General features: G+C 35.0%; 22 protein-coding genes and 1 other annotated feature. Of the genes, 11 read left to right on the top strand and 11 right to left on the bottom strand.

The window, feature by feature from the left end; genetic code table 11:
* Window positions 1–50 precede the first annotated feature (50 nt).
* From MHB70_RS23755 to nprB, 5 genes are all read left to right on the top strand, one after another.
* Entirely contained in the window at window positions 51–644 is a 594-nt protein-coding gene (locus MHB70_RS23755; protein ID WP_000900210.1) for a DedA family protein, read from the top strand.
* A gap of 134 nt (window positions 645–778) precedes the next feature.
* Window positions 779–1,213 (top strand): DUF3920 family protein, encoded by a 435-nt coding sequence (locus MHB70_RS23750; RefSeq protein WP_000422813.1) that lies wholly within the window; start codon window positions 779–781, stop codon window positions 1,211–1,213.
* A 111-nt stretch (window positions 1,214–1,324) separates the two neighbouring features.
* Window positions 1,325–1,735: a MarR family winged helix-turn-helix transcriptional regulator gene (locus MHB70_RS23745; protein WP_000845485.1), complete on the top strand. Its 411-nt coding sequence runs from the start codon at window positions 1,325–1,327 to the stop codon at window positions 1,733–1,735.
* 51 nt (window positions 1,736–1,786) lie between these two features.
* The gene (locus MHB70_RS23740; protein WP_053446237.1) at window positions 1,787–2,482 is read left to right on the top strand and encodes a pirin family protein; all 696 of its coding nucleotides are present in this window, start codon (window positions 1,787–1,789) and stop codon (window positions 2,480–2,482) included.
* A gap of 158 nt (window positions 2,483–2,640) precedes the next feature.
* Window positions 2,641–4,290 carry a neutral protease NprB gene (nprB, locus tag MHB70_RS23735; RefSeq protein ID WP_033657331.1) on the top strand — a complete coding sequence of 550 codons (1,650 nt, stop codon included), beginning with the start codon at window positions 2,641–2,643 and terminating at the stop codon, window positions 4,288–4,290.
* A gap of 88 nt (window positions 4,291–4,378) precedes the next feature.
* Here the strand turns inward: nprB and MHB70_RS23730 are convergent, their stop codons facing one another.
* The 4 genes from MHB70_RS23730 to MHB70_RS23715 form a co-directional block, all read right to left on the bottom strand.
* Window positions 4,379–4,696: a metal-sulfur cluster assembly factor gene (locus MHB70_RS23730; protein ID WP_000082520.1), complete on the bottom strand. Its 318-nt coding sequence runs from the start codon at window positions 4,694–4,696 to the stop codon at window positions 4,379–4,381.
* Window positions 4,697–4,812: 116 nt separating this feature from the next.
* Window positions 4,813–6,504 carry a methyl-accepting chemotaxis protein gene (locus MHB70_RS23725; RefSeq protein WP_001009246.1) on the bottom strand — a complete coding sequence of 564 codons (1,692 nt, stop codon included), beginning with the start codon at window positions 6,502–6,504 and terminating at the stop codon, window positions 4,813–4,815.
* Window positions 6,505–6,729: 225 nt separating this feature from the next.
* A complete protein-coding gene (locus MHB70_RS23720) occupies window positions 6,730–8,424 on the bottom strand; it encodes a methyl-accepting chemotaxis protein (protein WP_000878427.1) in 1,695 nt (564 codons plus the stop codon).
* A 412-nt stretch (window positions 8,425–8,836) separates the two neighbouring features.
* Entirely contained in the window at window positions 8,837–9,805 is a 969-nt protein-coding gene (locus tag MHB70_RS23715) for a class I SAM-dependent methyltransferase (protein ID WP_002049370.1), read from the bottom strand.
* Window positions 9,769–10,039: a binding site (T-box leader), on the top strand. (Overlaps the previous gene by 37 nt.)
* 50 nt (window positions 10,040–10,089) lie before the next feature.
* On the opposite strand from MHB70_RS23715, the gene metG reads away from it, so the two are divergent.
* A complete protein-coding gene (metG, locus tag MHB70_RS23710) occupies window positions 10,090–11,724 on the top strand; it encodes a methionine--tRNA ligase (RefSeq protein WP_000021595.1) in 1,635 nt (544 codons plus the stop codon).
* A 42-nt stretch (window positions 11,725–11,766) separates the two neighbouring features.
* Here the strand turns inward: metG and MHB70_RS23705 are convergent, their stop codons facing one another.
* The 5 genes from MHB70_RS23705 to MHB70_RS23685 form a co-directional block, all read right to left on the bottom strand.
* Complete coding sequence (locus tag MHB70_RS23705; protein ID WP_000410523.1) at window positions 11,767–12,669, bottom strand: EamA family transporter; 903 nt, start codon at window positions 12,667–12,669, stop codon at window positions 11,767–11,769.
* A gap of 136 nt (window positions 12,670–12,805) precedes the next feature.
* Window positions 12,806–14,245 (bottom strand): sensor histidine kinase, encoded by a 1,440-nt coding sequence (locus MHB70_RS23700; protein WP_000201947.1) that lies wholly within the window; start codon window positions 14,243–14,245, stop codon window positions 12,806–12,808.
* Window positions 14,223–14,888 (bottom strand): response regulator transcription factor, encoded by a 666-nt coding sequence (locus tag MHB70_RS23695; protein WP_000148831.1) that lies wholly within the window; start codon window positions 14,886–14,888, stop codon window positions 14,223–14,225. The genes MHB70_RS23700 and MHB70_RS23695 overlap by 23 nt, the downstream gene beginning before the upstream one ends.
* Before the next feature lie 364 nt (window positions 14,889–15,252).
* Window positions 15,253–15,714, bottom strand: a complete 462-nt coding sequence (locus tag MHB70_RS23690; RefSeq protein WP_000735064.1) for a L,D-transpeptidase — start codon at window positions 15,712–15,714, stop codon at window positions 15,253–15,255.
* A gap of 30 nt (window positions 15,715–15,744) precedes the next feature.
* Window positions 15,745–16,188, bottom strand: a complete 444-nt coding sequence (locus MHB70_RS23685; RefSeq protein ID WP_000388765.1) for a DUF3978 family protein — start codon at window positions 16,186–16,188, stop codon at window positions 15,745–15,747.
* A 414-nt stretch (window positions 16,189–16,602) separates the two neighbouring features.
* On the opposite strand from MHB70_RS23685, the gene MHB70_RS23680 reads away from it, so the two are divergent.
* Window positions 16,603–17,217: a DedA family protein gene (locus tag MHB70_RS23680; protein ID WP_000455364.1), complete on the top strand. Its 615-nt coding sequence runs from the start codon at window positions 16,603–16,605 to the stop codon at window positions 17,215–17,217.
* Window positions 17,218–17,371: 154 nt separating this feature from the next.
* Here the strand turns inward: MHB70_RS23680 and MHB70_RS23675 are convergent, their stop codons facing one another.
* The gene (locus MHB70_RS23675) at window positions 17,372–18,166 is read right to left on the bottom strand and encodes a hypothetical protein (protein WP_001044580.1); all 795 of its coding nucleotides are present in this window, start codon (window positions 18,164–18,166) and stop codon (window positions 17,372–17,374) included.
* Between the two features lie 164 nt (window positions 18,167–18,330).
* Between MHB70_RS23675 and MHB70_RS23670 the strand changes: the two genes are divergently transcribed.
* The 4 genes from MHB70_RS23670 (at window position 18,331) to MHB70_RS23655 (ending at window position 20,581) form a co-directional block, all read left to right on the top strand.
* Window positions 18,331–18,552 (top strand): helix-turn-helix transcriptional regulator, encoded by a 222-nt coding sequence (locus tag MHB70_RS23670; protein ID WP_000776159.1) that lies wholly within the window; start codon window positions 18,331–18,333, stop codon window positions 18,550–18,552.
* Entirely contained in the window at window positions 18,542–19,249 is a 708-nt protein-coding gene (locus tag MHB70_RS23665) for a DUF3169 family protein (protein WP_061530583.1), read from the top strand. Before MHB70_RS23670 ends, MHB70_RS23665 begins: the two co-directional genes overlap by 11 nt.
* A gap of 42 nt (window positions 19,250–19,291) precedes the next feature.
* Entirely contained in the window at window positions 19,292–20,344 is a 1,053-nt protein-coding gene (locus MHB70_RS23660) for a site-2 protease family protein (protein WP_002093078.1), read from the top strand.
* Window positions 20,345–20,440: 96 nt separating this feature from the next.
* Window positions 20,441–20,581 (top strand): DUF3985 family protein, encoded by a 141-nt coding sequence (locus tag MHB70_RS23655; protein WP_000404759.1) that lies wholly within the window; start codon window positions 20,441–20,443, stop codon window positions 20,579–20,581.
* A gap of 257 nt (window positions 20,582–20,838) precedes the next feature.
* Here the strand turns inward: MHB70_RS23655 and MHB70_RS23650 are convergent, their stop codons facing one another.
* Window positions 20,839–21,225 carry a DUF3938 domain-containing protein gene (locus MHB70_RS23650; protein ID WP_001077779.1) on the bottom strand — a complete coding sequence of 129 codons (387 nt, stop codon included), beginning with the start codon at window positions 21,223–21,225 and terminating at the stop codon, window positions 20,839–20,841.
* Window positions 21,226–21,272 lie beyond the last annotated feature (47 nt).

The following is a 21,272-nucleotide window of genomic DNA, read 5'->3' as shown; positions in this document are numbered from 1 at the left end:
CTGCTTGTACTTTTATTTTTGGTAACGAAAACAGTAAAGAGAGGTAAATGATGTTAGGAGAGTTGATTCATTCAGTTTTAGTTTTTCTAGAAGGACTTGGTTATTGGGGAATTATGCTTGGATTGATGTTAGAAGTTATTCCGAGTGAAATCGTATTGTCTTATGCAGGCTATTTAGTATCAACAGGAAGCATTACATTTTGGGGAGCTGTTGCGTTCGGGACAATTGGCGGTGTAATCGCACAACTATTTATTTATTGGATTGGTCGATACGGAGGAAGACCTGTTCTTGAGCGATATGGAAAATATATTTTAATTCAGAAGAAGCATATTGATTATGCAGAAGATTGGTTTAATCGTTACGGAACTGGCGTTATCTTTACGGCACGTTTTATTCCTGTTGTGCGTCATGCTATTTCCATACCAGCGGGTATTGCGAAAATGTCACATGCTAAGTTTATTACGCTAACTACATTAGCTGTTATTCCATGGTCAATTGTGTTTGTATATTTAGGATTTAAATTAGGTTCAGAGTGGGAAAGCATTAATAAAGTAGCTGGGCCATATGTGAAATATTTTGCACTTGCTGCTATTGTTTGCGCAATTGGTTATTTTGTACTAAAAAAAATTATGAAAAAAAAGTAATTATGGAAAAGAACCTATACTAATATAGGTTCTTTTTATTGTCATTTTTCAAAGGGGGAAAGAGTATGTTTAATATTTACCATATTGTGGCATACATATAGAAAAAGAGAGCTTGGAAAGGGGAATAAAAAGAAATGGAACTCCAGTTTCAAAATGTATATCAACAGGTGGAGAATTGGTATGTGTTGGATTCGGAGCTTCCTTGGGATGTCAAAAGGATTAGAGAGGATTTATTTTCTCTTATTGAAGTATGTAAAACGCCAGTTATTTTTTGTGATACGTGTGATGCAAATCATGTACTTCTATCATTAGGGGAAGAGGAAGAGGAGTTTTTATTCCCCGTAGGTGGTTTTTATCATAAAGAAAAACAATTAATTTTCGTTTGTATGTGGGATGAGTATGAGCAAGTGCTTAAAACACTACTGCATGAATTTCGCCATGCGATGCAGCATAAGAGAGAAGTATTGTATGTTGGAAGTAAATCGTATGAAGAGAGATGGATTGAGAAAGATGCGAAGAAGTTCGCGGAGAGGAAATTAGATGAATATAAAAATAGAAAATTGATGTAAGCATAGTGGAGAAATAGCGCTATGCTTCCTTTGTTACTTACTAAAAATAAGTAATTGACTTCTATAAAGTTTAGTTCTAAACTAATAGTATGAAACGAGCGAGGTGATGAAATGAAAACAGAAGATAGATTAGGACTACTATTATGGTTTCGTTTATCACGTTTTTATAACAAGAGTATTCGTGAGACGAATCAGCATTTGAAAAAATGGAATGTATCTGCCGCTCAGTTTGATGTACTAGCTCAAGTTGGAGGACATAATCGTTTAACGCAGCAAGAGCTTGGGAAGAAGCTATTTGTTACGAAAGGAAATGTCACGCAGCTTTTAAATAAAATGGAGCAGCTGGACTGGATTGGGCGTGAACAAGAAGGTACTACGAAATATATTTCGTTAACAGAAACGGGAAGAGCTTTATATGAGGAGATCGTCCCGCCCCAGGAAACGTTCCAAGCGGAGCAGTTTCATAAATTAAATATAGAAGAACAAAATCAATTATTAAAATTACTAAAAAAATTACAGTAAGAAACAATTTTAAAGTAAATCTTGAATTCGAGATAATATGAGGTGAAGGATATGTTTAGAAAAGTTGATCATAAAAATATGGGTAGAGCAAATCACGGTTGGTTAAATACACATTTTCATTTTTCCTTTGCTAATTATTACAATCCAAATAATATGAGTTTTGGAGCGTTACGTGTTATTAACGATGATTTAGTAGCGGCACAAACTGGGTTTGATATGCATCCGCACCGCGATATGGAAATCATTTCTTACGTTGTAGATGGTGCCTTAACACATGAAGATAGCATGGGGAATAGAGGAACAATTGAGCGTGGACATGTTCAATATATGAGTGCTGGTACTGGTGTATTTCATAGTGAACATAATTTAGGAAATGAAACATTGCGTTTATTACAAATTTGGATTTTACCAGACCGTGCTGATCATAAACCAAACTATGGTGAGTTTAAATTTGATTGGAGTAAACGTGAAAATGAGTGGTTCCATATGGTTTCCCCAGTGGAAGGTGATGCGCCAATTCAAATTCACCAAGACGCGAATTTATATTCTTTATCGTTAGAGGCAGGAAAAGAAATTCATTTTCCTGTGAAAGAAGGCCGTCAATCGTACCTTGTACAAATTGAAGGAAGTAGTGTGATAAATGGTGAGATACTTGTTATGCGCGATGCGGCAGAAGCAGTAGAAGAAGATATTCATATTCAAGCGAAAGAGCAATCACACTATTTAGCAATTGAGCTAAAAAAATAACAAAATGTTTATAAAAAAGAGGACACCTGATAGGGTGTCCTCTTTTTGTGTGGAATTATCTGAAAAATGTTTCTCAAATTTTTGGAAGAGGTATCGGGTTAAAAATTCAGAATTTTATAAAAGTGTCAAAAATCTTTATGGGAATGGGGAATGTTATAGTGAAAAAGCAAGTCATTTCATCAGCATTAGCGTTAACTGTTATCGCCGGGGGATTTGGAACGTTTGGAGCAACGACAACGAAAGCAGAAGAACAAAAAATTCAATATCATCAAGAATTTAAAACACCTGCATACATAGGTGAAGAATGGAAAGCACCGGAAGGACTAGATAAAAAAGAGACGGTCTTTCAATATTTAGAGAGTAAAAAAGATATGTTTAAACTAGCAGGAAATATTGAAACACATTTTAATGTCGTTGGGGAAGAAAAAGATGCTGAATCTGGTACGACACATGTGAAGTTAGTTGAGAAACATAATAACATTCCTGTGTATGGTTCAGACCAAACTGTTACACTAGATAAAGAGAATAATGTAAAAGCATTCTTCGGACAAGTTATTCCGAATTTAGAGGATAAAAATATTCCTACCTTTGCAAGTATTAGTGCAGAGCAAGCAGAAACAATTGCAAAGGCAGATATTGAAAAAGAAGTTGGTAAAGTAAAGAATTATGATGGTGTGAAAAAAGATTTATTTGTGTATGAAAAAGATGGAAACTACTATCTTGCATACTTAGTTAAGGCATCGATTTCAAAACCAGCTCCAGGCTATTGGCATTACTTTGTTGATGCAACAAATGGAAATGTGATTGAGAAATATAATGCTGTAGATAACATTACAGGATTTGGTTACGGAGTATTAGGTGCTAGACAATCATTTGAAATTGCTCAAAATGAGAAGACAGGAGCATTCCATTTATTTGATGGTAAGCGTGGACAAGGTGTTCATACGTTTGATGCAGAGAATATGGATGAAAACTGGTTTAACATATTCTCACAATGGTTTGGATATACAGGTGTCGAAGTAGAAAGTAAAAATAAGTTCTTTGATGACAAAGCAGCGGTTGATGCGCATGTAAATGCAGGGAAAGTATACGATTACTACAAAAAGACATTTAACCGTAACTCTTTCGATGATAAAGGCGCGAAGCTGATCTCCTCTGTTCACGTAGGAGAAAGCTGGAATAACGCAGCTTGGAACGGTATCCAAATGATGTATGGTGATGGAGATGGCAAGACATTTATTCCATTATCTGCTGGCCTAGATGTTATCGGGCACGAATTAACACATGCTGTAACTGAGCATACAGCAAACCTTGTTTATAAAAATGAATCAGGTGCGTTAAATGAATCGTTATCTGATATTATGGGTGTCATGGTTGAGAAGAAGAGCTGGGATTTAGGTGCTGATATTTATACACCTGGTAAACCTGGTGATGCGCTTCGTTCTCTGAAAGATCCAGCATCTATTCCAAACCCATTAAAACCAGGTGAAGGTTACCCAGATCATTACAATAAACGCTATACTGGAACAGCTGATAATGGCGGCGTTCATATTAACAGTAGTATTAACAATAAAGCTGCGTACTTAGTATCTGACGGTGGCACGCATTACGGCGTGAAAGTAACTGGAGTGGGCCGTGAAGCGACAGAAAAAATTTACTACCGTGCTCTTACTAAATATTTAACTGCAAACTCTGACTTTAAAATGATGCGTCAAGCAGCACTTCAGTCAGCAGAAGATTTATATGGTAAAAACTCTAAAGAGTTACAAGCTGTAACGAAAGCTTATGATGCAGTAGGCGTTAAATAATAAGAGAAAAAGACCTGACTATGACGTCAGGTCTTTCTTTATCCAGCAAGCACTGGATTGGTGTAGGCTGATTAAAGTTTCACTTTATTTAGTCACGAATACCTAATGCGATTTTCGCCATACGTGACATACGTTCTTTCGACCATGGTGGATTCCAAACGACATTTACTTCTATTTCGTTTACTTCAGGTACGTTCGTTGATAGTACTTTTTTAACGTCTGATACGATTTGACCAGCCATTGGGCAGCCGATAGAAGTCATCGTCATTGTAATGATAGCATTATTATTTTCATCCGCTGTAACGTCATAAACTAATCCAAGATTGATAATATCAACACCTAGTTCAGGATCAATAACAGCTTCTAAGTTTGCATATAATTTTTCTTCAAATGCTTGTTGTGACATGTGTAGCACCCCCTACAGATTAATGATATCGATTCTCATTATAACGGATATATGTATAATGTGCAGGGAATGAGCTCAAAAAAATATTCCTCTTGAAAGAGGAATATTTTTTTGAGCTATTCAGTTTTAAAATGAGATACGAGTTGATCTAATTCTTCAACCGTTTGTTTCATTTGTTTTGCAGTTACTGTCATTTCATTCATAACAATAACTTTCTGCTCAGCAGATTGTGCCGTTGCGGCTGTTTCACTAGATACTTCATTTGAAATAGAAGCGATGTTATTAAGTGAAGCGTTCATTTCTTCGGCGCTTGCAGCCATTTCTTCAGCAGTTGCTGATATGTCTTGCATTTGAGTTGATACTTTATTTACTTGTTCAACAATTGTTGTGAAAGAAGTACCAGCCTCACGAACGACAGTAATGCCTTCAAATGCTTCAGAACGACCTTTAGACATCATAGAACTAGCTGTTTCTGTATCATTTTGAATTTGATTTAGTAATTGGTTAATATCTGTTGCAGCAGTTTTAGATTGTTCCGCAAGTTTACGGACTTCATCAGCTACGACAGCAAATCCTTTTCCTTGCTCACCAGCACGAGCTGCTTCAATAGAAGCGTTTAAAGCAAGTAAGTTTGTTTGCTCAGCGATATTAGAAATAGATTGTACAGCCGTATCAATATATTTCGTATGGGTGATTAGACGTTCGACTACTTCTGATGTAGCATTTACAGCTTCATGTATCGTTGTCATTTGTGAAACAGATTTTTGGATAACAGTACTTCCATCGTTAGCATGTTCAGATGTAGCTACAGCAAGTTCGGCTACAGATGAAGCAGATTCAGCGATGCGTTGAACGCTTATTGCCATATCATCCATCGCAGTTGAGCTTTCTTCCATACTAGAAGTTTGCGATTGAATACTTGAATTTAAGTTGGACATCGAGCTTTGAACTCGTATTGTTGCCTCGCGTGATGTATTAGTCTTTTCTAGCATATTTTCAGAAGCTGTTTGTACTTCTACAGATGTTTTTTGAACACGATTAATGATATGTTGCAGGTTTTCTAACATTTTATTAAACGATGATGCAATTGCACCGATTTCATCATTGCTATTTACTTGTAGACGGGCTGTTAAGTCGCCTTCTTGAGAGGCTAATTCTTTTAGCTTAATATCAATTTGTTGAATTGGTTTTACAAGCTTACCAGAGAACCACCATGCAAGAATAATTGCAGTTACAATACAAATAACAAGTGATAAGAAGACAACATATTCAATTCGTAGTGAAGATTGATCGATTTTTTCAATAGATTGTTCGCGTAATTTAGCTTGTTCATTACTGTAATTTGTGAAATCACCAATTACTTTATAAACAGTACCATTTTCTGTAGAAGCTACTTGTAAAGCTTCTTCCCATTTTTGTTCTTTTGCAAGAGTGAATACTTTCTCTTCAATGAACTTTCTCCAAGTGGATCCTAATTCCATTGTGCTTTTCACGGACTGAGAAGTGTTAGGGTTAGAAAGAAGTTGCCCTTTTGTATCTTCAAGACGTTTACTCATCTCATTAAACTTGTCTAATTCGACTTGATCATGTTGTAGTAAATAACCTCTTAAAGCAGAAAGTTGTACTTGATAAGCGTCTCCGCGCTCTTTCAATTCTGTTGCAAGAGGAGAAATTTCTTTTTGTAATGTTTCAGCTTTATGAGACTGATCCATGGTAAAGAATAAAATAAAAGCTAAGGCAATGCCGAATAAAGCACAAATCGTTCCCATCATGAACATTAGTTTTTTTCTGATACCTATAAAATTCATATGATAAAAAGCCTCCTTTTTAAAATCTTAGTATTAGAATTAATTAATGTAAAAAATTGAAAGAAAGCTTTATTCCAGTAGGAATAAAGCTTTCCTCTTTCCTTTAGGAATTATAGCAGACAGAATGGGAGATAGAAAGAGATATTTTAGCGTGAAAAAAGAGAGGCTCTAAATCGCTCTTTCTAACAATTTAGAGTTCGTAGAAGTATAAATGGAATTTTCATTTTAACCATTTGTTTTGAAATGAGAAACGAGCACTTCAAGTTCTTGTACAATTGTTTTCATTTCTGATGATTTTTTAGCAACGATACTCATTTTGTTTACTTGGTCACCAGCTGAAGTTGCTGTTTGTGATGTTTCGGCAGCAACTTCATTTGAAATAGAAGCGATATTATTTAAAGCTGCATTCATTTCTTCAGAACTTGCGGCCATTTCTTCAGTAGTTGCAGACATTTCTTGTATTTGTGTAGATACATTGTTAATGTGATTAACAATTTCTGAGAATGAAGATCCAGCGGTACGAATGACTGTAATTCCTTCAGAAGCTTCTGACTGACCTTGTGTCATCATGTCATTTGCTATTTTTGTGTCCGCTTGAATTTGATGAAGTAAATGGTTAATATCAGTTGCTGCTAGCTGAGATTGTTCAGCAAGTTTTCGTACTTCATCGGCAACAACAGCGAATCCTTTTCCATGTTCACCAGCACGGGCCGCTTCAATAGAAGCATTTAAAGCGAGTAAATTCGTCTGCTCGGCAATATTAGAAATAGATTGAAGTGCAGTATCAATATGATTCGTATGTGTAATAAGTCGCTCTACCACTTGTGATGTAGCGTTAACAGCTTCGTTAATTGTATGCATTTGTGTAATAGACTTCTCAATGACTTTATTTCCATCATCTGCTTTTTCAGAAGTTGTAACAGCTAGGCTAGCGACAGAAGATGCAGTTTCTGCAATACGCTGAACACCCGTTGCGATATCATCCATTGCGGTTGAACTTTCTTCGATGCTAGAAACTTGGGAACGAATATTGTGCACAAGAGCATTCATAGTCTCTTTCGATTTTGTGGTATTTTCCATAGAAGCAGTTGTTTCGATAAATACATTTTCAGAAGCTTCTTTTACACTTGTTGATGTTTGTTGAACTTGCTTTATTATACGCTGTAAGTTAGCAAGCATTTGATTAAAGGAATTTGCAATGTCACCAATTTCATCTTTACTCGTTACGTGTAATCTAGCGGTTAAATCGCCATCTTGCGAAGCTAATTCTTTTAACTTCGCATCAATTTGTCGAATCGGTTTAACGAGTTTACCAGAGAACCACCATGCCAATAGAATAGATGTTAATGTACATGTAATGAGTGAGAAGAAAATAATATATTGAATAAGGGATGAAGAAGACTCTACGTCAGCAATTAATACATCCCGTTTGTCATTTTCTTCATTTGTATATTTAGTAAAACGACTTAAAAGGTCATTTACATAATCTGTTTGAGCAAGAGCAATTTTGGATGCTTCATCCCATTTTCCTTCACGCGCAAGAGGGAGGACTTCATTATCTACGACGCTGCGCCATTTTGCTCCCATTAAAATGGCCTCTTTCATTCCTTCTGGGAGTTTTTTATCACTTGTTACTTTCTCCCTAGTATCAGCTAGTTTTTTTCCTTCCCGGTTGAATTTATTCAATCCTTTTTGGTCATGTGATAGTAAATATTCTTGTAAACCAGCGACCTGTGCTTGGAACCAATCGCCACGTTCTTTTAAAATCGTTGCTCTTTTCGATACATCATTCTTTAACGTTTCGATTTCACTTGCTTGATGCATCGCAAATGAAAGAATAACAATAAGAGCAATGCTAAATAAGGAAGAAATGCTTAAGAGTGTGAACAGTAGTTTTTTTCGAATGCTAACATATTTCATCGTTACCCCTACCTTTTAAAACTGTTTATTATAATTTATAAATATCTAGAACGAAATTAATAAAAACATGATTAAGAAGTTATTAATCTGTTCCATGAAAATTATAGCAGATAATGGAATATGGCAGATTAATGTGAGTAAATGTTCTTAAAATGTATACATTTGTATATCAAAAAATTCATAAATAAAAATTAGAAATGGTATTGTAATTTGAAATAACATCATGTATACTTCTAATTAGTTGATAACGATTATCAGTATCAACTGAAACATTACTCTTCGTTATGTTGGTCATACCCCTTTTTGACGACGTAAGTCAGAGACAAAATGTTGAAATATCTTGTGTCCTATTCTACAGAATTATGGTAATCTCCAACCTCAACTTATATGCGTAAGCATGCAAAAAAGGATCCTATCCGTGAAGGGATCCTTTTTTGCATGTTGTCGCAATTAATGTATATAGACCTGGTATACGTTCTTCAATTCCTTCAGGTGAAGTAGAAGGGAAAACCCACCTTTGATGAGATCCGTGTTCTTCAACTAGCTTTTCAATTTTAAAACGTTCTTCCGCAAGTGTTGTAACAATTTCTCCTAATGTCCAGCGGCGTACGTTTGTTTTCGGTAAAGCCTCTTTCTGCGATTCTGTAAGAAGAATGCTATAAGCAACATCATCTTCAATCAATTCTTTATCGAAATAATTTCCATTGGCCCGAAATGATGGATGATCTACACCTAATAATTTAGTGTAAACAGGATGATAGTCACGAAGGATAAGCATTCCATCTTGTTTAAGTAAGTTAGCAATCTTTTGAAAGAGTGGTTTTAAATCTAAAAAGTAATGAAGTACACCAAGTTCCAGCAAGACGACATCAAATGATTCGGAAAGATTTACATCCAGTACATCAGAGACGATGTATTGGATAGAGACACCAGCGGCTTCTGCAAGTTCATTTGCATATTTGGCATTACTCGCTGAAATATCAACAACTGTTACGTCAGATCCTAATAGGGAAAGAGCGACGGCTTTGTTTCCTTTTGACCCGAGTAAATTAATAATACGTTTTCCTTTTGGCGATTGTATGTAAGGTAAATAATGTGCTACTTCGCGTGTGGGCTCTTCCATAATCTTTTTCGCATAATCAACTGGCGCCCCGTGGCGATTCGTCCAAGCTTCATAAGCAGCTGCATTCCAGCTTTTTTCATTCATCATGCTTAGTTGCTTTTGATTCAATGTTATCACTCCTTTTACGAACGTATAGTTATTCGGCAGGAAGATGGGATTTCCTTTTCTTTTTAAATAAAGTTTGATTTTTCTATAATTAAATCGTAAAATACGTGTTATACGTAAAAGCGTTGAAAAGGAAAAGTAGGATGAAACCATTCTTTCCAGAGAGCTTCGGTAGGTGAGAAGAAGCAAGAATATTCATTTGAACAATGGCCTTTGAGCTTCGTCCTGAACTTATCAAATGATAATAGTAGGCGGCGACGAGAGTTGGTACTCGTTATCAAAACCACAGTATAAGAGCATATAGCTCCGTACTTGTTAAGGCTAATTATGTGAGTGATTGGCGAAATAAGGTGGTACCGCGACTGTTTATACAGCCCCGCCCTTATCTTTTTTAAGATAAGGGCGGGGCTTTTTATATTTTAAAGGAGGAATATAGGATGAGTATTTTTATTGGAGGCGCTTGGCCGTATGCAAATGGTTCGTTACATCTTGGGCATATTGCTAGTTTGTTACCGGGAGATATTTTAGCACGTTATTACAGGGCAAAAGGTGAGAATGTGTTGTATGTTTCAGGAAGTGATTGTAATGGAACACCCATTACAATTAGAGCAAAACAAGAAGGTGTGACGGTGGTAGAAATTGCTGATAAGTACCACGAAGAGTTTGAGCGATGTTTTCATAGCCTTGGTTTTACTTATGATTGCTATACACGTACAGATAGCGAGTATCATCATGAAACAGTTCAAAAAGTTTTTTTGCGTTTATTAGAAGAAGGTTATATTTATAAAAAAACAGTGGAACAAGCATATTGCGAAACGTGTACACAGTTTTTACCAGATCGTTACGTAGAAGGAATTTGTCCTCATTGCCATGAAGCAGCAAGAGGAGATCAATGTGATGCTTGTTCGGCCATTTTAGATCCACTCGATTTGTTAGAAAAGAAATGTAAGTTATGTGGTAGTACGCCATCCGTACAGGAAACAGAGCATTTCTATTTCGCACTGCATACATTTCAGGAGCAAATTAAAGGAGTCGTAGAAATTGCAAAACAAAAAGGAACATGGCGTGACAATGCAATTCAGCTAACAGAAAGATATGTAAAAGAAGGGTTGCAAGATAGGGCAGTATCGCGTGATTTACCAGTCGGGGTTCCAATTCCAGTGGCAGGATACGAAGATAAGAAAATTTACGTATGGATTGAAGCAGTGACAGGATATTATTCTGCAAGTAAACATTGGGCTGAAAAAACAGGGAAAGATGACCAAGAGTTTTGGGATAAAGAAACGAAAACGTATTATGTACACGGAAAGGATAATATTCCATTTCACTCTATCATCTGGCCAGCGGTATTACTTGGAGTAGGAGAAGAAGCGATTCCTCGTCATATCGTTTCAAATGAGTATTTAACGGTAGAAAAAAGAAAATTATCGACAAGTAAAAACTGGGCAGTATGGGTACCTGATATATTAGAAAGCTATGATCCAGATTCGATCCGTTACTTTTTAACAGTAAATGCACCAGAAAATCGTGATACTGATTTTTCGTGGCGTGAGTTTATTTACAGTCATAATAGTGAATTGTTAGGTGCATATGGGAACTTTGTGAATCGGACATTAAGGTTTATTGAAAAGTATTATGATGGCGTTGTACCGAAGGGAACTATTCATGTAGAGCTGAAAGATAAAGTAGAAGGATTATATAAATATGTAGGAGCGGCTATTGAACAAACTAAATTTAAGGTGGCGTTAGAGACAATATTTGATGCAGTACGTTTTGCAAATAAATACTTTGACGAAAAGCAGCCTTGGAAACAAAGAGAAGATGATCCAGTTTCATGTGAAGAAACGATTTATAATTGTGTTTATCTTATCGCTAATTTTGCAAATCTCCTTGAACCATTTTTACCATTTTCAAGTGAAAGAGTTCGAAACACATTGTCGATTGTTAAACGAAATTGGGAACCGCAAAATACGTTGCCCAATAGAATTGATAGCGTACAGCCATTATTTGAGCGAATCGATGTAAAACAAATTGAGCATGAGATAGAGAAACTGTATGGAGCGGTAAAGTGAACGAGAGAGAAAAGACCTTTCAAGTAAATGAAAGGTCTTTTGTTATGCACTATGCACACGATTATGTTTGTTTTCTTTTCTATACGTAAGGAGCTGAGGAGTGAAAATACCAAACAATATAAATATAATTCCAATCCACTGCATAAGCGTTACAACTTCATGTACAAGTGTAATAGAAGCGATAATGGCCGTTGGTAATTCAGCTGCTCCTAATATTGTACCAAGTCCTATTCCGACTTTCGGTACACCAATTGAAAAACAAACGACAGGTACGACAACGCCGAACAATCCGAGGAAGAAAGCATATTTCCATAGACCGGCTTGCAGGGCACCATCTGTTAAAAAGGTTGGCGGGAAGAATAGGCAGACGATAAGGGTAGCACTTGTTGTCATGAGAAAGCTTTTCGTATAAGGCGGAACATCTGTAGCAACGCGTCCACTTGCAAAAACATAGAATGAAAAAGAGACAGCAGCTAATAATCCAAAGATAATACCTTTCGTAGAAAAACTTTCTCCTAGACCTTCAAAGACACCGCCAGCAAACAATGTACCAGTGAATAAAATGATGATAGATATAACTTTTTCACGGCTTGGAAACGTTCGATTTGCAATAGCTTCGATGACTACTCCGATCCATGTGAACTGGAAGAGTAGAACGACAGCGATAGATGCTGGCAGTTCTTCTACAGAAATAGCATAGAAAATACCAGTCATACTCATTGTTGTGCCGACTGTTAATAATGACAAGAATTGCTTTTTTGTTACTTTATGGCGTGAAAAGAAAAGAACGAGCAGAAGTAGTCCAATCCATCCGAAGACATATTGTCCCCCTAATAGTTGATGTGCTGAAAATCCGTTAATAAATCCGAGTTTGAAAATAGTTGAAAGCACGCCGTAGCTACAAGCACCGAGTAAAACGAGTAGTGAATACTTAAACTTCTCCATAAAAATCCTCCTTTTAAAATAAAAAACGCCCGCTATCCAAATAAGGACAACGGGCGAACGAAACAGAGTAACATACTCTACAAAATTCCGCCATTCATACAAAGTATGAATTTGGGGTATGAAATTACAATAGGTTTTACATTGCCTTTGGGAATACAATGGAGCATTTTACACCTTGAGGTGTGTTTTGTATTCCATAAGGAAACTGATGTTTATCTAATATTTGTTTTACAATATATAACCCAAGACCACTACCTTGTACTAAGCCATGTTTGTCAGGATTTGCGCGATAGAATGGCTCAAATAAATGGGCAAGTTTATCTTCATCAATTTGAGAACCTGTATTTAATACTTCTAATGCGTAACCGTTTGGCTTTTCATAAAGCTTTATATATACATGCTGATGGTCAATTGTATAATGAATTGCGTTTGAAATAATGTTAAAAATAGCAGTTTGCATAAATTTAGGATCAGCTAAAATTTGTACATCTTGTTTAATGTTAGATTGAACATTTAATTGTTTTACAGATACAAAATAATCTACTTTCTTTATAACGTCCTCAATAATATTAGTCAATGAGATAACTTTTAAATTGGGTTTAAATTGAGGGTTTTGTATTTTGGATAATTCTGACACCTTTTCCGTTAATATGTTAATATCTTGCATCATCTCATATGAACGTTTTAAATATTTATCTCTATCTTTATAAGCGCCAATTCCGTGAATCATGCCATCGAGTTGTCCCATAACGGCTGCGATTGGTGTTTTTAATTCATGGGATATCATAGACATAAATTCTTTACGAGATTGTTCTAATTGTTGTTCCTTCTTGATTTCATTTCTTAAATCTTGATTGCTTTCATGTAAATTTTTCACAATAGTAGGTACTTGTGAGGCAGCTACTTGCAAATTAAAATCTGTTTGATCTGTATTTTTGTTAAGTAGCTTTTTATCTGAGAAATCAAGATTCATAATATCTTTTAAAGCATCGCTCATATATTGGAAAGGTTTGGCGATTATTTTTGCGTAGATTAAAGATCCAAGCAGAGATAATGCAAGCATTGTCGCCCCAATATGTGGAGCTAATTGCTGCAACACATCTGTTAACGATGGATTATCATGTGTATCATTTGTTTTACTTGCTGCATTTTGTGTATGTAAGGCATCATTGTTAGTAACTTGCTTTTCCGCTTCTGTAAGTGAAGACGTTGTGTTACTTTTCCCCGGAATATTTTGTGCATGTTCTTTTGCTTTTGCAGTTTGGCTAGGCTGCAAAAGATGATTGATGGCTGTAGAGAGTGTATTCATGTCTATTTGAGAAGATTGAAAATTAGAGATGCTACTCTCTGACACAGCTTTATTTTGCTTTGTTTTACTTTGGTCGTTTTGTTTGTCTGATTCCGCTTGTTCCGCAGTTTGTGTTCCAGACGCTCTCAAACGATCTTTATCGTAATTTGAGGCTAGAAAATAAATAATTTGATAAAGACAAAGTGATAACAAAATACAAAATAATAAGGTTTTGATGAATATATTTTTGGTGATGTTGTCTTTGCTACGATTCGATTTTGTAGCCAATGCCTTTCACCGTTTTAATATAAGGAATTTCTAATTTTTTTCGTAAGTTTTTAATATGTGTATCTATAACTCTCACATCACCAAAATGTTCATAGCCCCATACCTTATTCAACAAATCACTTCTTGATAGTACTTTTCCCCGATTTTGCAGTAAAGTATATATAATTTCAAATTCTTTTGTAGTCAATTCAATTTGATTACCATGAACATAAGCGGCATATGCTGTAGAATTTAACATCAATTCATGGAATTGTAGTATAGTTGCAGCTTCTGCTTCCTTCGTTGCTGCCCTTCTCAATACAGCTTCTACACGTTTTATAAATACGGTGTAATGGAACGGTTTTGTAATATAGTCATCAATACCTAACTCAAATCCTTTAATTTCACTTTCTTCATTATGTAAGCCTGTTAGCATAATGATTGGTACATCAGATTGTCCTCGCATAATTTTACAAATACTATAGCCATCTATATCTGGTAACATTACATCGAGGAGGACAAGGTCGTATGAATTTTTTTGGAAAAGAAGAATGCCTTCTGTACCAGCACCAACTACATCAACAGTAAAGTTTTGTGCCATTAGAAATTCACGAATAAGTTCTTGTATATCTGGGTTGTCTTCAATCACCAGTATATGCGTCATAGTAACACCTCCTAAATAACGCTTTTTACTGCAATATTCGAATTCATCATTTTTCGGATGACTCAGATTGTCTATACATATAATAAGCCCCCGCTATAAAATAGTAATGAAAGTAGCAAGGGGGATTGTTTAGTGTCACTGAATATTTCAGAATTACAGTAGTTCTATTATAGTATGTATTGTAAAATTTATAAAATATTATAACTGTATAATTTTAATATCCATGTTTATCAATGTTACGATGATGTTGAACGCAATCTATTTTTATTATATATGTAAATACAGTTGTTTTGCTACTGTAAATGAATAAATAAAATAAGCCAAGACATAAAATTCTTGGCTACACGTAAATCTTGTTCTTAGGTTAATTTACAGTGACAGTAGCTTGCTGCTGAATGCGCTCAAATAACCAGTGAATATCATTGTTAAACATACGAATACAACCAAGTGTTGTTGCTTTCCCGATTGCTTGATTATTGTTAGTTCCATGAATCGCATACGTTGTTCCGTAAGTTCCTGCCATATTTAATCCGAGCCAGCGGTCCCCAAGTGGATTACGTGGATCGCCGCCTTTAATTTTTCCTGTATAGTAAGGACGGTTTTTAATTTTATTTACAATTTGAAAAGTACCCTTAGGTGTAGGTGTTGCTGCTTTTCCAGTAGCGACAGTGAAACTTTTTATGAATTTTCCATTTTGATAATAATCCATTTTATTTAGTTGTGTGTTTACGATAAGCTGATCTTTCGTTGTAGCTGCTTCTGCAGTAGTGAATGGAAGAGTTAAAAATCCTAATGATAATAGCGCACTTAATAATAATTTTTTCATTATATTCTCCTTTTACTTCTTGTAGTAGTCTTACATACAATGAATTTGTAATCCTCGTAATGCTTGATTAACATTTTCATCTAATGTTTCAAAGAAGGTAGTAATCTTTGGATTGCATTTGTTGTTTTTATCAATAAGTAATCTTTCGTTTAATAAAAGCTCACCATGTAGTCCAAAACTTTGAACTTGAATATTTAGTTCATCTTCAGTTTCAGAAATAATTGGTAAGAAATAGTGAAAAGCTTTCGTTGGAATGATGTAGCTTTTGCCAATCATGCTTTCTGGATTTGAATTCACCCATTTTCTAGTGACAATCTTAATGTTCTTTTTTGAAACGATAAAAGACAGCGTAGTAGATTTTGTTAAACTTACGTCAAATTCATTTGTTTCACATATTTGTAAATTAAAAACGGTTTCATTTTGATGAGATTCAACATTCGTATTAATAAAATCGTGCATTTTATAAGCTTCCATTTCTTATTCACCCTTTTTTCAATTTCGAAAAGCGACTTATATTTATTCAATTTAATGTTTAGTCATATATTAGCTAAATTTTTCAACAAATTCCGATATAATCTTACAATACGTATATGAAGCTAATATGAAGTTCGTATGAGTTTGTGGTGGTTTTTTATAGAGAACAAAATAAGATAGTTTTTTAGTGTTAAAAATTGGATAAAAAATGTATATTAATGGATTTCATTCGCGTGATATATAGTTGTTAGCTTGTTTTTAAATGCTAATAGATATAAGTAAATAGAGAACAAAAAAATTTAGTGTGAGCCTTACAAAAATGTAATAAAAATGTAAGCTATTGTGATAGTTATTTCGACATTTTTTTTATACAATAATAGTAAGAAGTTGTACGTGACTGAAAGGAGAGATGACATGGAATGGGTTCATGAATTATTTCAGCAATACGGGTATTATGTTGTACTTGTCGGGTTGCTGTTAGAATATATTGCGCTTCCGTTTCCGGGAGAGCCAACATTAGCATATGCGGGATTTTTAGCACAGAAGGGTGATTTAAGTTTACCAATTTTAATTATCTTATCCTTTATTGGGACAAGTGTAGGAATGACGATTCAATACTTTTTAGGAAATAAATTAGGTATGCCTTTCGTTCAAAAATATGGGAAATACGTATTTTTAACACAAAGAAAAATCGACTTAACAAGAATGTGGTTTGATAAGTATGGGTACTTCCTGATCTTTATCGGTTTCTTTATTCCTGGTGTACGCCATTTTACAGGATACTTTGCAGGAATTATTAATCTACCATTCCGTCGTTTTGCGATTACAATTTATTCAGGTGCTCTGTTTTGGGTGTCATTCTTCTTAATCGGTGGTTATTGGTTAGGTGGAAACTTACATGATATTTTTGGGGTGTTAGAAGGTCATATTGGTAAAATCATTTTTGGAGTTATCGTAATCGTAGCAATTACGCTAGGCATTCGTTTCCGTAAACAGTTAAAACGAGTATTGTTACAAAACGCAAGTTAATATGGAATCCATTCTATGTCAAAATTTAGGAAGGCGGTGCAAAAGCACTGCCTTTTTTATTTTATCCCGCTATTTGTCGGGCTGCCCGTAAAAGTCCGATTGGTGAGGGTTGATAATCAGTGGGGGATGAACAAAACCCCCACTGATTAAAGTTTCATTTTATGTTCCAATCTATTTTTAACTTTCCTTTTAGCTGATTTCCGCTAACTATAATGTAATAAGTTCCTGTCTTAATTGCCGCGAACTGGTATGTATTAGGTCCAGCTGGAGCTAAATAATTTTCTTCCTCTTGAAATTCACTAGCCATTTTTATGTCCCCCATGTAGCCATTCGAATTTTCAGCTCGTGATTCAATGGTGAATTCTAATATGTCCCCTCGTTTTAGTTCAATTGGGACTTTATGTTTACCACTAAAATGTTGAAAAGATGCTTCGAAAGAGTTATCTGTTTTTGTTTCGACCCATTGTTCTTTTGATGTTCCAAACCTTTCTAAATCTACTAAGTTAATTGTGATAAATATAATAAACACAATGCTTGGTACGAAATATTGTAGCCACTTAAATTTTGTTGCTATAACTGTACATAAATAGAAAGAAAGAGAACATAATGCACCAATTGATCCGAGGAACAAGAACTGTATTAGACTAGCTTCTTTAAATGTTAGGAAGGGAAGAAAAAATAAATAGCCGCAAAAAATATAAAGTAATAATGTCTTCAGTCTTGTATGTGTTTTTAATTTCAATTTATCGATGCAAATAGAACAAAAAAATGCATATGCAGCAAGAATAGGAACGAAGGGAACATATAGCAGTTCTCGTAATCCAGCTAAGAAACTATATAATGTTTGTTGACTAGTTGTTAAGAGAAGCGTGCTAATAAATAATAATAATAATAGGAAAGTCGCTGTAAGCTTAGTAAGAATATAGGAAAAAGTAGATGTTTTATTCATATGTCACTTCCTTTGTTTAATATTTCACATTCATTATATAGGTTATTTTCATCATAATATATCCTTATTTTTGTCAATTATTATAGTCGTAATGACAATTATAATTGACAAAAATAAGGATATTATTTACAATTTTAATTAAATAAATGAAAAAGAGGGAAGATATGAAGCTTCAAAATCGAGTGAGGGAATTGCGAGCAAAGCATCGTTTATCACAAGGGGATTTAGGGAAAGCGATTGGCTCATCACGGCAAACGATTAGTTTAATTGAGCGTGGGGATTATGCACCATCTATTGTATTGTCGTTAAAAATCGCAAAAATTTTCAATGTACCGGTGGAGGAAATATTCACGTTAGTGGAGGGGGAAGAGGAAGATGAAGAGTAAACGAAAAAAACAATTTGATTTTGTGGGGAAAATAGCATTAAGTATGATGGGTGGTTTTTTAACATCTTATATAGCTTTAGATTTACTCTCGGATGAACCGAGAAAATTATCATCTAATCTATTTATAGGTGTATGTACTATTTTTGGAATTTTAATGATGTACTACACTTGGAAGAATACACGTATGTTAGCGGAAGCACGCGATGAAGAAGAGAGCGTACAAGGCAGAAAATTAGGCATTATAAGTATATATTTACGTGTAGGTGATATAGTTACGCAGGCATGGTTTGTATATGCAGTTATTACATGCAGACGTGCACTGGTGCAGGATACAAATGTTTCATTTGCGGTGTGGAATTTAGTAGCTTCTATTGTCTGTTTAACTACTGTAGTGATTATCGGGTTCATAACAAAAAATCGTTATAATAAGCTATATCCTGAACAAGGTGTAACATATATGGAATCTATGAAAATGTGGACGAAAAACGCAGATGAAGGATTAAAACACATTGTGCATGAGGCTGGATATAAAGCGTATGAATTTACGAATACAATATTAGCATATGTATGGTGGGCTGCCGTTATATATACAGCGGCTAGTAATATCGATTTTGTATTAATTGGCTTAATCTCATTTATTTGGATATTGCATCTCGGAAAATTCATGTACGAAATGCAGAGGAAAATGATTTATTAAGGAGAGAAAAGAGTGGATATTTTAAGAAGGCCAGCTAGTTCAATGACGGCGGCGCTAGTTTTGTCCATTTTATACGGAGTAATCCGAACTGGAAAATTAGAAGTAATGTTGAATATATGGGCAGTATTTGGAATTGTATTATTAGTGTTAGCCATTCATGAGCTAGGGCACGTACTATTTGGCTTGATAGGTGGTTTGAATTTTAAATTTATGACAGTAGGACCTATCACTGTTCAAAAGGAAAAAGGCAAATTACGCATTCGAGAAAATAAATTATGGGCGTACTTTGGTGGCGTGGTGATGTTAGCGCCGTCTTCTATAGAGACACCGAACCTTTCAAAGAAATGGGCATGGATGACTTTAGGTGGGCCAATTATGAGTTTACTATTCGGTATTACTTCAGGTTACATATATATGGTGAGTTATTATCAATATCTTTTATATTTTTCCGTTTTCCACTTTGTGATTTTTGCAGTTACAATCGTGCCGATAAAAGGAACGCTTCTGAGTGATGGTATGCAATTTCTCATTTTAATTAAAGATGATGAAAAAGCTAAGCAGCATTTATATACGATTCAAATATCGAGTGAGTTATTTAGTTATAAAAGACCGAAAGATTGGGATGAGAGATTAGTAGAACTTAGTGAGGAAAAATTAAAAGAGGATAAAAGTATAAGAGAGATAATGAGCGGACTTATGCTCGTCTTTTATGCCCGAGCTGATCAAAGGGGAATGGAAAGAGCAATACCGTATATAGAACAAATTGTTCAACTATCTGTAACGAAGGAAAATAAATTTTTCGTTAGTAGTTTTCATAGTTGGTATCTTTTATATAAAGCTCTTTATCAGATAAATAGCCTTTCTCTGCAAGAAGCAAAGGAACATGCAAAGGCCATTACCAAAATGGATTTAAACGGATATTACCGTACACAAGGAATTATTAAATATTTAGAGGACGATATGGAAGCTTCCCGCACTTATATGAAGAAAGCTGATAAAGAATTGGAGAGTGCTGAGAAGAGTGGAATGGGATATTTACAAGTAGAGAGAGAATGGTTTGAGCAGCTACAGGCGAGGGTATCTTACGATGGGTGAGGTATCCTCTTTTTTATATGTCATCTTATAACGTTCCATAAACAGCCTAGGACGAGTAAAATAAGATAAGAAGAGCAAAGCTTGGAGGAAGTAAATATGGAAATTTTATCAATTGTTTTGATAGTCTTGCTCATTTATGTTGTTTTTAAAGTAGCATATGTAGCATTAAAGATACTCGCGATCCTATTAATTATCTTTTTAATCGTAGAGTTCGGCAGTAAGTTGCTTGGGGGATAGGGTATGTTGTGTATTTCGAGTGTCGAAGATTGTCGTTAAATCGATATCTTGTGTCGAATCGTCGATATAATGAAAAAATCGTTGATATAAGTGGAGAAACGATCGATATATTTGAAAAATCGTTGATATATTTAAGTGAATACTAAGTGGGGTATATGGAAAAGAAGTTGCCGTGGAGGTAACTTCTTTTTATTTTGGTGATGGAGTATGAACAGGAAAGAATAGCAAACAAAAAAGCCGGAAGATATTCTTCCAGCTTACGAGTTACTTTCAATTTGACGACCATTTTCTTCTTCAGTGTCTTGTAAAAGATTGAATACATCTGCTAGGCAGAATGCGATAAACCAAGTCCATAGACCGTGGAAGAAAGCAGAGCTTAATTGAAGTGGTAATGTATAGTTTGTCATTGAGTAGGAAATACATCCACCAACGATTCCGATCATTGTTAATAACATTGTTTTTTGAGCATTTTCTTCTGGATTGAAGAGGAAATAAATGTATCCGCCTAAAATTGAAGCGCTTACAAGTGTTTCGATTCCATTAAAAATGATATTCTCTCCAAGCTGAGTGTTTGTCCAGAAGCAAATCACACCGCCGATAATGGCAAACAGGACAGCTATTGTATATCGTATATATTGATTCATATGTTCATCTCCTTATGTAATAAGATGATTTGGAAGTCAAAAAGGTA

The organism is Bacillus sp. FSL M7-1020 (assembly GCF_038050415.1).
GTDB lineage: Bacteria > Bacillota > Bacilli > Bacillales > Bacillaceae_G > Bacillus_A > Bacillus_A toyonensis.
The sequence above is the reverse complement of the archived record's forward strand: the minus strand, read 5'-3'. Positions and strand labels throughout refer to the sequence as shown.

Bases quoted from the DNA above. Each gene is read 5' to 3' on its own strand.
- MHB70_RS23660 (WP_002093078.1), top strand. From the start codon at position 19,292: ATGACGGCGGCGCTAGTTTTGTCCATTTTATACGGAGTAATCCGAACT.
- MHB70_RS23675 (WP_001044580.1), bottom strand. From the start codon at position 18,166: ATGAATAAAACATCTACTTTTTCCTATATTCTTACTAAGCTTACAGCG.
- MHB70_RS23685 (WP_000388765.1), bottom strand. From the start codon at position 16,188: ATGGAAGCTTATAAAATGCACGATTTTATTAATACGAATGTTGAATCT.
- MHB70_RS23750 (WP_000422813.1), top strand. From the start codon at position 779: ATGGAACTCCAGTTTCAAAATGTATATCAACAGGTGGAGAATTGGTAT.
- MHB70_RS23740 (WP_053446237.1), top strand. From the start codon at position 1,787: ATGTTTAGAAAAGTTGATCATAAAAATATGGGTAGAGCAAATCACGGT.
- MHB70_RS23705 (WP_000410523.1), bottom strand. From the start codon at position 12,669: ATGGAGAAGTTTAAGTATTCACTACTCGTTTTACTCGGTGCTTGTAGC.
- MHB70_RS23665 (WP_061530583.1), top strand. From the start codon at position 18,542: ATGAAGAGTAAACGAAAAAAACAATTTGATTTTGTGGGGAAAATAGCA.
- MHB70_RS23755 (WP_000900210.1), top strand. From the start codon at position 51: ATGTTAGGAGAGTTGATTCATTCAGTTTTAGTTTTTCTAGAAGGACTT.
- MHB70_RS23680 (WP_000455364.1), top strand. From the start codon at position 16,603: ATGGAATGGGTTCATGAATTATTTCAGCAATACGGGTATTATGTTGTA.
- MHB70_RS23655 (WP_000404759.1), top strand. From the start codon at position 20,441: ATGGAAATTTTATCAATTGTTTTGATAGTCTTGCTCATTTATGTTGTT.
- MHB70_RS23720 (WP_000878427.1), bottom strand. From the start codon at position 8,424: ATGAAATATGTTAGCATTCGAAAAAAACTACTGTTCACACTCTTAAGC.
- MHB70_RS23725 (WP_001009246.1), bottom strand. From the start codon at position 6,504: ATGAATTTTATAGGTATCAGAAAAAAACTAATGTTCATGATGGGAACG.
- MHB70_RS23670 (WP_000776159.1), top strand. From the start codon at position 18,331: ATGAAGCTTCAAAATCGAGTGAGGGAATTGCGAGCAAAGCATCGTTTA.
- metG (WP_000021595.1), top strand. From the start codon at position 10,090: ATGAGTATTTTTATTGGAGGCGCTTGGCCGTATGCAAATGGTTCGTTA.
- MHB70_RS23690 (WP_000735064.1), bottom strand. From the start codon at position 15,714: ATGAAAAAATTATTATTAAGTGCGCTATTATCATTAGGATTTTTAACT.
- MHB70_RS23745 (WP_000845485.1), top strand. From the start codon at position 1,325: ATGAAAACAGAAGATAGATTAGGACTACTATTATGGTTTCGTTTATCA.
- MHB70_RS23650 (WP_001077779.1), bottom strand. From the start codon at position 21,225: ATGAATCAATATATACGATATACAATAGCTGTCCTGTTTGCCATTATC.
- MHB70_RS23695 (WP_000148831.1), bottom strand. From the start codon at position 14,888: ATGACGCATATACTGGTGATTGAAGACAACCCAGATATACAAGAACTT.
- MHB70_RS23730 (WP_000082520.1), bottom strand. From the start codon at position 4,696: ATGTCACAACAAGCATTTGAAGAAAAATTATATGCAAACTTAGAAGCT.
- MHB70_RS23715 (WP_002049370.1), bottom strand. From the start codon at position 9,805: ATGGTTTCATCCTACTTTTCCTTTTCAACGCTTTTACGTATAACACGT.